Origin of the sequence: Sphingomonas sp. (assembly GCF_017744835.1) — a bacterium.
In the GTDB taxonomy this organism is placed as follows: Bacteria; Pseudomonadota; Alphaproteobacteria; order Sphingomonadales; family Sphingomonadaceae; genus Sphingomonas.
Map to the genome: position 1 here is coordinate 590936 of NZ_JAGIAM010000003.1, position 11520 is coordinate 602455.

General features: G+C 68.3%; 11 protein-coding genes. 6 read left to right on the forward strand and 5 right to left on the reverse strand.

Annotation, left to right across the window (positions count from 1 at the left end):
* Window positions 1-117: 117 nt before the first annotated feature.
* A complete protein-coding gene (aspS, locus tag J7500_RS10625) occupies window positions 118-1914 on the reverse strand; it encodes an aspartate--tRNA ligase (RefSeq protein ID WP_294061678.1) in 1797 nt (598 codons plus the stop codon).
* A gap of 95 nt (window positions 1915-2009) precedes the next feature.
* Between aspS and rnd the strand changes: the two genes are divergently transcribed.
* A complete protein-coding gene (gene rnd, locus J7500_RS10630) occupies window positions 2010-3182 on the forward strand; it encodes a ribonuclease D (RefSeq protein WP_294061679.1) in 1173 nt (390 codons plus the stop codon).
* Window positions 3179-3478, forward strand: coding sequence for an I78 family peptidase inhibitor (locus tag J7500_RS10635; RefSeq protein WP_294061680.1), 300 nt, complete (start codon window positions 3179-3181; stop codon window positions 3476-3478). Before rnd ends, J7500_RS10635 begins: the two co-directional genes overlap by 4 nt.
* Before the next feature lie 6 nt (window positions 3479-3484).
* On the opposite strand, the gene J7500_RS10640 is transcribed toward J7500_RS10635, so the two are convergent.
* The 4 genes from J7500_RS10640 to J7500_RS10655 are packed head-to-tail and all read right to left on the reverse strand — an operon-like array spanning window position 3485 to window position 9064.
* Window positions 3485-4984 carry a Ppx/GppA family phosphatase gene (locus tag J7500_RS10640; protein WP_294061681.1) on the reverse strand — a complete coding sequence of 500 codons (1500 nt, stop codon included), beginning with the start codon at window positions 4982-4984 and terminating at the stop codon, window positions 3485-3487.
* A 2-nt stretch (window positions 4985-4986) separates the two neighbouring features.
* Window positions 4987-7164, reverse strand: coding sequence for an RNA degradosome polyphosphate kinase (locus J7500_RS10645; protein WP_294061682.1), 2178 nt, complete (start codon window positions 7162-7164; stop codon window positions 4987-4989).
* The gene (locus tag J7500_RS10650; RefSeq protein WP_294061683.1) at window positions 7161-7775 is read right to left on the reverse strand and encodes a DnaA/Hda family protein; all 615 of its coding nucleotides are present in this window, start codon (window positions 7773-7775) and stop codon (window positions 7161-7163) included. The genes J7500_RS10645 and J7500_RS10650 overlap by 4 nt, the downstream gene beginning before the upstream one ends.
* Window positions 7772-9064 (reverse strand): heavy-metal-associated domain-containing protein, encoded by a 1293-nt coding sequence (locus J7500_RS10655; RefSeq protein WP_294061684.1) that lies wholly within the window; start codon window positions 9062-9064, stop codon window positions 7772-7774. The genes J7500_RS10650 and J7500_RS10655 overlap by 4 nt, the downstream gene beginning before the upstream one ends.
* A gap of 64 nt (window positions 9065-9128) precedes the next feature.
* Between J7500_RS10655 and purM the strand changes: the two genes are divergently transcribed.
* The 4 genes from purM (at window position 9129) to J7500_RS10675 (ending at window position 11520) form a co-directional block, all read left to right on the forward strand.
* Entirely contained in the window at window positions 9129-10223 is a 1095-nt protein-coding gene (gene purM, locus J7500_RS10660; RefSeq protein WP_294061685.1) for a phosphoribosylformylglycinamidine cyclo-ligase, read from the forward strand.
* Between the two features lie 84 nt (window positions 10224-10307).
* Entirely contained in the window at window positions 10308-10829 is a 522-nt protein-coding gene (gene purN / locus J7500_RS10665) for a phosphoribosylglycinamide formyltransferase (RefSeq protein WP_294062160.1), read from the forward strand.
* The gene (locus J7500_RS10670) at window positions 10814-11197 is read left to right on the forward strand and encodes an MmcQ/YjbR family DNA-binding protein (RefSeq protein WP_294061686.1); all 384 of its coding nucleotides are present in this window, start codon (window positions 10814-10816) and stop codon (window positions 11195-11197) included. The genes purN and J7500_RS10670 overlap by 16 nt, the downstream gene beginning before the upstream one ends.
* 122 nt (window positions 11198-11319) lie before the next feature.
* Window positions 11320-11520: a hypothetical protein gene (locus J7500_RS10675; protein ID WP_294061687.1), complete on the forward strand. Its 201-nt coding sequence runs from the start codon at window positions 11320-11322 to the stop codon at window positions 11518-11520.

Here is an 11520-nt window from a genome sequence, read left to right on the forward strand (position 1 = left end):
CCTCGCGCGCAGGCGCTTCGCCCGCAACGTTCGTGCCCTGAAGTCGGCATCGCGAAAGCCGCTCACGGGCATCGTCCGCGAAGCCTTAGCTTCGCGCGATGCCCGCCACCATCGCGGTTAACCCTGAGGCTGCACCCCCGGCGCAAGCCGGATGTGGAGTTCCTTCAGCTGTTTTTCGCTCACCACCGAGGGTGCGCTCATCATCAGGTCTTCGGCCTTCTGGGTCATCGGGAAAGTGATGACCTCGCGGATGTTGGGCTCGTCGGCGAGGAGCATCACGATGCGGTCGACGCCCGGGGCCGAGCCGCCGTGCGGCGGGGCGCCGAACTTGAAGGCGTTGATCATGCCCGAGAAGTTCGCATCGACATCGGCCTGGCTGTAGCCGGCGATCTCGAACGCCTTGTACATGATCTCGGGCTTGTGGTTCCGGATCGCGCCCGACGACAGCTCGATGCCGTTGCAGACGATGTCGTACTGGTAGGCGAGGATGTCGAGCGGGTCCTTGGTCTCCAGCGCCTCGAGCTCGCCCTGGGGCATCGAGAAGGGATTGTGGCTGAAGTCGACCTTCTTGGCGTCCTCGTCATACTCGAACATCGGGAAGTCGACGATCCAGCAGAATTCGAAGCGGCTCTTGTCGATGAGGTCGAGCTGCTCGGCGGCGCGGGTACGCGCCAGGCCGGCGAGCTTGGCGGCCTGCGCTTCCTTGCCGGCGGCGAAGAAGATGCCGTCGTTGGGGCCGAGGCCCATCGCTTCGGCAATGGCCTTCATGCCTTCCTGGCCGTGGTTGTTGGCGATCGGGCCGCCGAACACGCCGTCCTTCCGCGTCGCATAGCCCAGGCCGGGGAAGCCCTCCGACTGCGCCCAGTTGTTCATGTCGTCGAAGAATTTGCGGCTCTTCTCGTGCGTGTTCGGCGCGGGGATCGCGCGGACCACGTCTCCGCCCTCGACGATCGAGGCAAAGCGGCCGAAGCCCGAGCCCTTGAAGAAGTCGCTCACGTCGGTGATCAGCAGCGGGTTGCGCAGGTCAGGCTTGTCGTTGCCGTACTTGAGCATCGATTCGCGGAACGGGATGCGCTTGAACGGTAGCGGCGAGACGGTGCGGCCCTTGCCTTCCCAGTCGGCGAATTCCTCGAACACGCCGTGGAGCACGGGCTCGATCGCGGCGAACACGTCTTCCTGCGTGACGAAGCTCATCTCGAAATCGAGCTGGTAGAACTCGCCGGGCGAGCGGTCGGCGCGGGCGTCCTCGTCGCGGAAGCAGGGTGCGATCTGGAAATAGCGATCGAAGCCGGCGACCATCAGCAGCTGCTTGAACATCTGCGGCGCCTGCGGGAGCGCATAGAACTTGCCCGGATGGACGCGGCTCGGGACGAGATAGTCGCGCGCGCCCTCGGGGCTCGACGCAGTCAGGATCGGGGTCTGGAACTCGGTAAAACCCTGATCGATCATGCGGCGGCGGAGCGAGGCGATCACCTGGCTGCGCAGCAGGATGTTCTTGTGGACCTTCTCGCGGCGCAGATCGAGGAAGCGATAGCGGAGACGAATGTCCTCGGGATATTCGGCGTCGCCGAACACCGGCATCGGCAGCTCCTGCGCGTGGCTCTGCACGACGACCTCGGCGGCGCGGACCTCGATCTCGCCGGTGGGCAGGTTGGCGTTCACCACGCTGGGATCGCGCGCGATGACGGTGCCGGTGACAGTGATGACCGCTTCGCTCTTGAGCGACTCGATTACCGCGAACGCCGGGCCGCTCACATCGGTGACGATCTGGGTGATGCCATAATGATCGCGCAGGTCGATGAAGACGAGGTCGCCGTGATCGCGCTTGCGATGCACCCAGCCGGAGAGGCGGACTTGCTGGCCGACGTCGGCGGCGCGGAGCTGGGCACAATTGTGGGTGCGGTAGGCGTGCATCGCAAGTTTCACTTTTTTGGTGAGAGTCAACAGACGCGTGCGCTTTCAACCCACGCACTCTTTTGTCAACCCGAAGACCGGTATATGGCCCCCCGATGCACATACATGGCCTGATCGAGGACTCTGCCGCCCTCGCCAATCTCTGCTCGCGCTTCGCCACCAAGCCCTACATCTGCGTGGACACCGAGTTCATGCGAGAGAACAGCTACTGGCCCGAGCTCTGCCTGATCCAGATCGCCGACGACGAGGAAGCCGCCGCGATCGATCCGATGGGCGGAATCGACATGCAGCCGCTGCTCGATCTGCTGGTGAACAACGAAGACGTGCTCAAGGTCTTCCACGCCGGCGGGCAGGACATCGAGATCGTCTATAATCTCACCGGCAAGACGCCTCATCCACTGTTCGATACGCAGGTCGCGGCGATGGCGCTCGGCCAGGGCGAGCAGATCGGCTATTCGAACCTCGTCGATACCTATCTGGGCATCCAGGTCGACAAGGGCGCGCGCTTCACCGACTGGGCGCGGCGGCCGCTCGACAAGCGCCAGATCGATTATGCGATCGCCGACGTGACCCACCTGTCGCGCATCTTCCCCAAGATGCTCGACAAGCTGATCAAGACCGGCCGCGGCGCCTGGCTCGACGAGGAGATGGAGCGGCTCGCCAACCCCGACAATTACGTCAACGACCCCGACCTCGCCTGGCAGCGCGTGCGTATCTCCAGCCGCAAGCCCGAAGTTCTCGGGCGGCTGAAGGCGCTGGGGCGATGGCGCGAGTTGGAGGCGCAGGGCAAGGACCTGCCGCGCGGCCGCATCGTCAAGGACGAGACGCTCGCCGACCTCGCCGGCAATCCCCCGCGCAAGCAGGCGGACCTGGCGCGCGTGCGCGGCCTGTCGGCCGCCTGGGGCGGCAACGATATCGGCGCCCGGATGATGGCCGCGCTTGAAGCCGCGACTCCAATGTCCGCCGACGAAATGCCCGCGCGCGACGAGCGCAAGCCGGGCCTGGGCAAGGACGGCGCTCTGGTGGCGGATCTGCTGAAGCTGCTGCTCAAGATCCGCGCCAAGGAGATCAATGTCGCCGCGCGCCTGCTCGCGCGTTCGGACGATCTCGAAGCGCTTGCCGCGGGCGTTCGCGACGGGCTGCCGATCCTGCAGGGCTGGCGCTTCGAGCAATTCGGCAAGGATGCGCTCGCGCTGGTCGAGGGACAGCTGGGCTTCACGGTTCGCGGCGGAAAGCTTAAGATGACGCGTACGGAGGTGCCGTCATGATACGTCTCGCCTTGCCGCTCATCGCTCTCGTCGTCACCGGTTGCGCCTATGACCACCGGCCCGGCCACCGACCGCGTCCGCCGCATCTCGACCGCCAGTGCACCGACCGTGGGCTCGGCTCGCTGATGGGCCAGCGCCGCAGCCCGGGCGTGGAGCGCAGGGCCCGGCAGCTGTCCGGCGCGCGGACGGTGCGTTGGCTGCGGCCCAATTCGGCCGCGACCATGGATTTCCGCACCGATCGGCTCAACCTGAACCTGGACCGCAACGACCGGATCGTCTCCGCCCGCTGCGGCTGAACCGCTTCAGCCGCCCAGAGCGGCTTCCTTGCCGAAGGCGGTAGCGAGCGCCTTGTGGCGCTTCTCGACGGGCTCACCGTAGAGCGCCTTGTCATCGGCTTCGAGGCGTAGCGCCACGCGGCCGCGTTCCAACGCGAGCCGCGAGCGCTTGAGCGGTGCGGCGACGCCGCCGCTCAGCCGCTGCCCCAGCCGGATCGCGAGCCCCCATAGCCGGGCGCGCTCGAGCGCCGCGGGATCGGCGAGACGGGTCAGCGGCTCGGGCGAGCCCAGCCCGCCGCCGAGCGCGGTGTAGAGCGCCTGGGCGAGCGTCGCACGGCCCGCGGCGTCGATCGCCACCCAATTGCCGTGGAGCGCGATCTCCATGCCGCGCTCGGCGCGGAACTCGGGGTTGGCGCGCCAGCCCACATCGGCGAGCAGACAGGCAGCGTGGCGCAGCCGCGCCAGCTCTGCCGACTCGCCGTCGAACAGCGGGGCGATCCAGGCGTCGAGCAAGTCGCCGTGCTCGGCGAAGCGGCCGAGCCGCTCGCCTTCGTCGCGCGCCGCCACGATCAGCGGGTCCTCGCGGCGCTGCTCGGGGGTCAGCCGCTGGAACAACAGTCCCTCGCGCAGGCCATAGGCCGAGACGATCGCGGCGCTGCTGCCCAGATGCCGCGCGACGCTGATCAGCAGCGCGGTCGCGTCGGGAAGCGCAGTGACGCGCGCGCTCGACACGTCGGGGATCGCCCGCAGCGCGTTGCGCGGCATGGTGGCGATGAGCTGCTGCAGTTCGGCGACGCGGTCGAGCGCGATGGGATATTGGTGCACCACCGGCAGCGGATAGCCGGAGCGGTGCATGTCGAGCCGGGCAAGCGCGCGCCACGATCCGCCGACCAGATAGAAGGGCAGTTTCTCCCCCCTTCCCTTCCAGCCTGCCTCCTCGAGCAGCCGGCCGACGCGCCGGTCCAGCGCACCTTTTCCCTGCGTGCGGATCGCGCCGATGCGCAGCACGCCGAGCGGGAAGGAGACGCGGTCGGTGATGGTGCCGGCCACCACGCGCACCAGCTCCAGGCTGCCACCGCCGAGATCGCCGACCACGCCGTCGGCATCGGGAATGCCCGAGAGCACGCCCATGCCCGAGGCGGTGGCTTCCTCGACGCCCGAGAGCAGCTCGACCTCCAGACCCAGCGCGGCGGCGGCGTCGATCAGCTGGCGGCCGTTGGAGGCGTCGCGCACCGCGGCGGTGGCGACGGTGCGCAGCTCGCTCACCTGCATCTCGCGCGCGAGCAGCGCGAAGCGGGCCAGCGCGCCGCGCGCGGTCGCGAGCGCGCCTGCGTCGATCGCCCCGGTCTCGTTGAGCGCACGGCCGAGCCCCGCCATCACCTTCTCGTTGAACAGGATGGCGGGCAGCCGCGCCGATCCCTCATAGACGACCAGGCGCACCGAGTTCGAACCGATGTCGATGATGCCGATGCGCGGCCGTGCCGCGGCACCTGCGCCGCGCGGAACGGGGGCGAGCTGGGTCGCCATGCTCAGTCCTCCTTCTTCGGAGAACGACGACGCTTGAGCGATAGTTTCGGCACCGGCTGGCGCTGCTCGAGCGCCGCGCCGCGCCCGGAGAGCGACGGGTTGGTCATGAAATAGCGATGGAGGTTGAACGAGCGGTCCTCGGGCACCGCGCGGATATAGCGGCCGTCGGGCTGGAGCCACCAGCTCTGCTCGTTGTCGAGCAGATTGGCGACCATCACCTGGTCGAGCACCTGATCGTGCACGGTCTTGTTGAGGATCGGCAGCATGAATTCGACTCGCCGGTCGAAGTTGCGCTGCATCCAGTCGGCCGAGGAGATGAACAGCTTCGCGCCGTCGTTGGGCAAAGTCTTGCCGTTGCCGAACGCCCAGATGCGGCTGTGTTCGAGGAAGCGGCCGACGATCGACTTGACGCGGATGTTCTCGCTCATGCCCGGCACGCCGGGACGCAGGCAGCAGATGCCGCGCACGATCAGGTCGATCTCCACGCCGGCGCTGCTCGCCTCGTAGAGTTTGGCGATGATCGCGGGATCGACCAGCGAGTTCATCTTGGCCCAGAGCGCGCCGGCCCGGCCCGCCCGCACATGCGCGATCTCGGCGTCGATCAGCTCCATCAGCCGGTTGCGCAGGTCGCGCGGGCTGATTCCCAGCAGCTCGAGCCCCGCGGGCTCCACATAGCCGGTGACATAGTTGAAGATCTGCGCCGCATCGCGGCCGATGCGGGGGTCTGCCGTGAAGAAGCTCAGGTCGGTGTAGATCCGCGCAGTGATCGGGTGGTAGTTGCCCGTACCGAAGTGGCAATAAGTGCGGAAACCATTTCCCTCGCGCCGCACCACCATCGACACCTTGGCGTGGGTCTTCCAGTCGATGAAGCCATAGACGACCTGCACGCCGGCCCGCTCGAGCGCCGTCGCCCAATAGAGGTTCTGCTCCTCGTCGAAGCGCGCCTTGAGCTCGACCACCGCGGTCACCGACTTGCCCGCCTCGGCCGCGGCGATCAGCGCGTTGATCACCGCCGGCTGCTTGCCCGCGCGATAGAGCGTCTGCTTGATCGCGACCACGTCCGGGTCCGCCGCCGCCTGTTGCAGGAAGGACAGCACCACGTCGAAGGTCTCATACGGGTGATGGACGACGATGTCCTTGGCGCGGATCGCCGCGAAACAATCGCCGCCATATTCGCGGATTCGCTCGGGGAAGCGCGCCGCGAAGGGCTGGAACTTGAGCTCGGGCCGGTCCTCGCCTACCAGGGCCGCGAGATCGCCGACGCCCAGGAATCCGCCGGTCTCGGTCAGCAGCGCCTCGCTGCCGCCCAGCTCCTCCTTGAGCACCGCCTCGAGCGCCGGGGCGATCGACTCCTCCATCTCGAGACGGATGACGCGGCCGCGCCGCCGCCGCTTGATCGCCGAGCGGAAGGTGAGGACCAGGTCCTCGGCCTCTTCCTCGATCTCGATGTCGCTGTCGCGCAGCACGCGGAACGCCGCCGATCCGCGCATCTCGTATCCAGGGAAAAGCAGGTGCGAGAAGCGCTTGAGCACCGTCTCGACCGCCACATAGCGCGCCGGCGTGCCCGGCAGCCGGACGAAGCGCGGCATGGTGGTCGGCAGCAGCACAAGCTCGCGGATCGGCTGATGATCCGACTTGCGGACTAGGTCGAAGATCACGCTCGATCCCTGGTTGGGAATGAACGGGAAAGGATGCGCCGGATCGAGCGCCTGGGGCGTCAGGATCGGGAAGATCTGCTCGCGGAAATGCCCCTCGAGCCAGGCTTCGACCTCGCCCTCGATCGCGTCGGCCTCGAGCACATGGATGCCGGCCTCGGCCAGCTCGGCGCGGATCGCGACCCACAGCGCCTGCTGCCCGTCGGCGAGCACTGCAGCTTCCTCCGAGATGGCGATCAGCTGCTGGTCCGGCGTCATGCCGTCGGTCGAGCGCGCCTCGACGCGCTGGAGCTGCTGCCCCATCAGCCCGGCGACGCGGACCATGAAGAATTCGTCGAAGTTGGTGCCCGAGATCGACAGGAAGCGCAGCCGCTCGAGCAGCGGATGCGCGGGGTTCTGCGCCTCCTCCATCACCCGGCGATTGAACGCGAGCCACGAAAGCTCGCGGTTGAAATAGCGCTCCGCCGCGGCGGCGGGGGATTGCTCCTCCTGGGTCGCAGGCTGTTCCTTGATTCGCTTGGTCATTGGCCCGCGTCTTCGTCGCTGAGGTTGAGAAGCCCCGCCGCGGCCAATGTGGACCGCACCACGGGAATCGACAAGCGCGTCTCGTCCGCCGTCTCCAGCGCATCGGCGACGCGCAGGATCGCGACATGGCTGCGCTCGATCCGCTTGGCCAACCAGGCGATCACTTCCGGCTTGGCGTGCAGCAGGTGCTTGGCGAAGGCATGTTCGAGGAGCTGCGGGATCAGCGCGTCGTCGGGCGCCTCGATCTCGAGCAGCGGCGAGGCGGCGAGCCGCGAGCGCAGGTCGGGGAGCGTCACTTGCCATTCGGGCGGCGCGGCGTCGGCGACGATGAGCAGCGGATGCCGCTCCTGCTGCGCCCGATTCCAGGCATGGAAGATGTCGGCCTCGGGCACGCGCTCGGCGTCATCGATGATCGCGCCGCCGCTCTTCGCCGCGAAGATGCGCGCGAGCAGGCTACGACCGGACTTGCGCGGCCCGATCAGCAGCGCCGCCATCACCGGCCAGGTCGCCCAATGTTCGAGCTGCCGCACTGCGCGCGCATTCGAATCGCTCACGAGGAAATCGGTTTCGCTCGCCTCGGGGAGACCGAGCGGCAGGCGAAGCTGGCTCATTGCGCCTTGGGAGCGTCCGCGCCCTGCGGCGCCGGCTGCGGCGCCGGCGCGCTACCGCCGGCACGGCGGATGCGCAGCACGCCGGGGCCTTCCTGCACCTGCCAACCGCGGGCTTCGAGCGCCGCGCGCAGGCTCGCGATCGGCCCGTCGAACGTGACGCGCATCACCGAGATTCCCCCCAGCGCCAGGCTGGTCGTGGTCGCCGAGCGCACGCCCGGCACGCCGCGCACCGCGGATTCGGAGGCCGTAACCGATGCCGCGCTGGGCGTCTCGACCTGCACGGTGAAGCTGGCGGTCGAAGTCGAGGTTGCGTCCGGAGTCGGGCTCGCCGTGGCGGTGGCAGCTGCCGCGGCAGCCGCGGCTTCGGCCTCGGCCCGCTTCTCTTCCTCGGTCTTGGGCCGGGGCGGATGCGCGGCGAGCAGCCGGTCGGTGCCGAGCTGGCCTGTGGCGAGCGCGTTCTGGAAGGCGCGATCGATCCGCTGGATACCGGCGTCGAGCAGCGCATCGAGCGAATCGCCATTGTCGACGCGCAGCGCGAAGCTCGTCACCGGAACCCGGTCGGGCCCATGGTTCGCCGAGAAGATGCCGACCACCGGTCCACCCGGATAGTCGCGGCGAAGCTGCACTTCGGCGACCAGCACGTCGGACGCGCCATATTGGTCGAGGATCGTGCGCCACCAGTTGCGGCCGCGGCGCAGCGTCTGGCCGGCGTTGACCAGCAGCGCATCGGGGCCCGAGCCCTGGAGGCGGACATAGTCGATCGTGCTGCCGCCGCTGCGGAAGCGATTCCATGCGCGCACCCAGGCAGTCTCGCGCTCGAACACGCGCCCTGCCCCGCCCGAGAATTGCAGCGGCACCAGCAGCATCGGCGGCGACTGGCTCACCACGGTGGAGACGCCCAGGATCGATCCCGCCTTGCCGCGATCGAACAGCACGCCGAGACGCGCGATGTAGCGAGTCGGCCCGATCTGCTCGTTCTCGACCACGATTCCGGTGACGAGGGAATCGAGCACCGAATCGGAAAGCTCGGATTTCTTGCCGGTGAGTCGCTGCGACAGCACCTCCCAGCCCTTGCGCTGCGCGATCCGCCAGCCGCCCTGGCGCGCGGCCTCCGCATCCTTGCCCTTCACGTCGACCTGGACGCCCGAAATCTCGAAGCTGCCCGAGGGGTCGATCGGAACGGGGCTGCCGCCCCCACCCGAGCCTTGCGCCAGCCCAACGCCCGCCGCGCCTGCGATCAGGAGCGCACTGGTCAGTCCGGCGGCGAGGAAAATGCGTTTGCGGTGCATGCGGGCGCTCTTTTGGCGAAGCGGGCGTGGAAATCCAAGCGCGATCTGGCTAGGCGCATCAACCATGAGCGAACCCGAAGCCTATACCTACGCCCAGGCGGGCGTCTCGATCGCCGCCGGAAACGCCCTCGTCCGCGCGATCGGCCCGCTTGCCAAATCGACCCGCCGCCCCGGCGCGGACGCCGACCTCGGCGGATTCGGCGGGCTGTTCGACCTGAAGGCGGCGGGGTTCAACGATCCGCTGCTCGTCGCGGCGAACGACGGCGTGGGCACCAAGCTCAAGCTCGCGATCGAGCACAACGCGCACGACGGAGTCGGCGTCGACCTCGTCGCGATGTGCGCCAACGATCTGATCGTCCAGGGCGCCGAGCCGCTGTTCTTCCTCGATTATTATGCGAGCGGGAAGCTCGACAATGCCGTTGCCGAGCGCGTCGTCGCCTCGATCGCCGAGGGCTGCCGTCAGGCCGGCTGCGCGCTGATCGGCGGCGAGACCGCCGAGATGCCGGGCATGTATGCCGATGGCGATTACGACCTCGCCGGCTTCTGCGTGGGCGCCGTGGAACGCGACCGGCTGCTCGACGGCACTGCGATCCGCGCAGGCGACGTCCTGCTCGGCCTCGCCTCGACCGGCGTCCATTCCAACGGCTTCTCGCTGGTGCGCCGACTCGCCGCGGACAAGGGCTGGAAGCTCGACCGTCCGGCGCTGTTCGACCAGGACCGGCTGCTGATCGACGCTCTGATGGCGCCGACGCGAATCTATGTGAAGAGCCTGTTGCCGCAGGTCCGCAAAGGCAGCATCCGCGGCCTCGCTCACATCACCGGCGGCGGGCTGCTCGAAAATGTCCCGCGCGTGCTGCCTGAGAACTGCCATGCCCGGATAGACGCCGCATCCTGGCCGCTGCCCCGCCTGATGGCCTTCCTCCAGGCGCAGGGGAATATCGAGCCCGAGGAAATGGCGCGGACCTTCAACTGTGGAATCGGCATGGTCGCGGTCGTAGCCCCCGACCAGGCGGACGCCGTCGCCGCCGAGCTCGCGGAAGCGGGCGAGACCGTCTTCCGGATCGGTGCGATAGAAGAAGGCGCGCGCGGCTGCACCGTGTTCGGCCTGGCCGAGACGTGGAGTGCGCGGGCGGGGTGGAGCGCCACGCACAATGGCTGAGGCTGTTGCGCTCCCCTCCCGCTTGCGGGAGGGGAACAAGTGAGGAAGCGCCTCGGCATCCTCATCTCCGGCCGCGGATCAAACATGGCGTCGCTTGTCGAGGCCTCGCGCGTGCCCGATTGCCCTTATGAGGTCGCGCTCGTCGCCAGCGACAAGCCCGAAGCCGCCGGCCTCGCCTGGGCGCGCGAACAGGGCATTGCCACCTTCGCCCAGTCGCCCAAGGGCATGCCCAAGGCCGATTACGAGGCGAGGATCGACGCCGCGCTGCGCGAGGCCGGCGTCGAGGCCATCGCGCTCGCCGGCTACATGCGGCTGCTCTCCGATGATTTCGTCGCGCGCTGGCGCGGGCGGATCGTCAACATCCACCCGTCGCTGCTGCCCAAGTACAAGGGGCTCGACACGCACCAGCGGGCGATCGACGCCGGCGACATGGTGGCGGGCTGCTCGGTGCACATCGTCACAGAGGAGCTCGACGGCGGCGAACTGCTCGGCCAGGTCGAAGTGCCGATCCTGCCCGGCGACACCCCCGACACCCTCGCCGCGCGCGTGCTGACCGAGGAACATCGGCTCTATCCCGCGGTTGTCGCGGAATGGCTGAGTCGCTGAGCAACGATCCCGATTCGGCGCTCGGGCAGGTCCGGGCGCTCGCGCTCGAGCTGCCCGAGGCAGAGGAACGCGCCAGCCACGGCCAGCCGACCTTCTTCGTCGCGGGCAAGATGTTCGCGCAGTTCCGCCACGATCACCACGGCGACGGGCGCACCATCGTCGCGGTCAAGACTGCCGACGCGGACGAGGCGCGGATGCTGATCGAAGCGGCGCCAGGGAGCTATTCGCGCGTCGCCTATTTTCGTGCCGAATGGGTCGGGCTGGCAATCGGCGGCTCCGATACCGACTGGGCTCATGTCGGCGATCGGATCGCGCGAAGCTGGGAACTCGCCGCGCCGCGCCGGCTGCTCGAGGCGGGTGGCCGCTGACTGGGAACTTTCCTCCGCTAATTCTTGAGTCCAGCGGATATTTAACGTCGCTTCCGAGTTGGGGAAGCCAAGCTGCGCGCAGGCAAATGCGGTTGCGCGGCATCTGCGCACAGGAGAGCGCGATGGCCAGGGAGACCTCGCCCCGCGAACCGCTCGGCGTCGGCGGAATCGCAACGGCGGAAGAAGGATTGGTGATGCTCGACGGTCCCGACGGCGTGGCGGTGGCCATGACCCCCGAAGCGGCCGAATCGACCGGGCGGAGCCTGATCGCCGCCGCCGAGGAAGCGGCGAACCAGCGCGGCGCAGAGGCGCATCCGAGCTGA

Excerpts from the sequence above, each read along its gene's own strand:
- J7500_RS10675 (WP_294061687.1), top strand. The coding sequence starts at position 11,320 with ATGGCCAGGGAGACCTCGCCCCGCGAACCGCTCGGCGTCGGCGGAATC.
- purM (WP_294061685.1), top strand. The coding sequence starts at position 9,129 with ATGAGCGAACCCGAAGCCTATACCTACGCCCAGGCGGGCGTCTCGATC.
- J7500_RS10635 (WP_294061680.1), top strand. The coding sequence starts at position 3,179 with ATGATACGTCTCGCCTTGCCGCTCATCGCTCTCGTCGTCACCGGTTGC.
- rnd (WP_294061679.1), top strand. The coding sequence starts at position 2,010 with ATGCACATACATGGCCTGATCGAGGACTCTGCCGCCCTCGCCAATCTC.
- J7500_RS10650 (WP_294061683.1), bottom strand. The coding sequence starts at position 7,775 with ATGAGCCAGCTTCGCCTGCCGCTCGGTCTCCCCGAGGCGAGCGAAACC.
- J7500_RS10670 (WP_294061686.1), top strand. The coding sequence starts at position 10,814 with ATGGCTGAGTCGCTGAGCAACGATCCCGATTCGGCGCTCGGGCAGGTC.
- J7500_RS10640 (WP_294061681.1), bottom strand. The coding sequence starts at position 4,984 with ATGGCGACCCAGCTCGCCCCCGTTCCGCGCGGCGCAGGTGCCGCGGCA.
- J7500_RS10655 (WP_294061684.1), bottom strand. The coding sequence starts at position 9,064 with ATGCACCGCAAACGCATTTTCCTCGCCGCCGGACTGACCAGTGCGCTC.
- J7500_RS10645 (WP_294061682.1), bottom strand. The coding sequence starts at position 7,164 with ATGACCAAGCGAATCAAGGAACAGCCTGCGACCCAGGAGGAGCAATCC.
- purN (WP_294062160.1), top strand. The coding sequence starts at position 10,308 with ATGGCGTCGCTTGTCGAGGCCTCGCGCGTGCCCGATTGCCCTTATGAG.
- aspS (WP_294061678.1), bottom strand. The coding sequence starts at position 1,914 with ATGCACGCCTACCGCACCCACAATTGTGCCCAGCTCCGCGCCGCCGAC.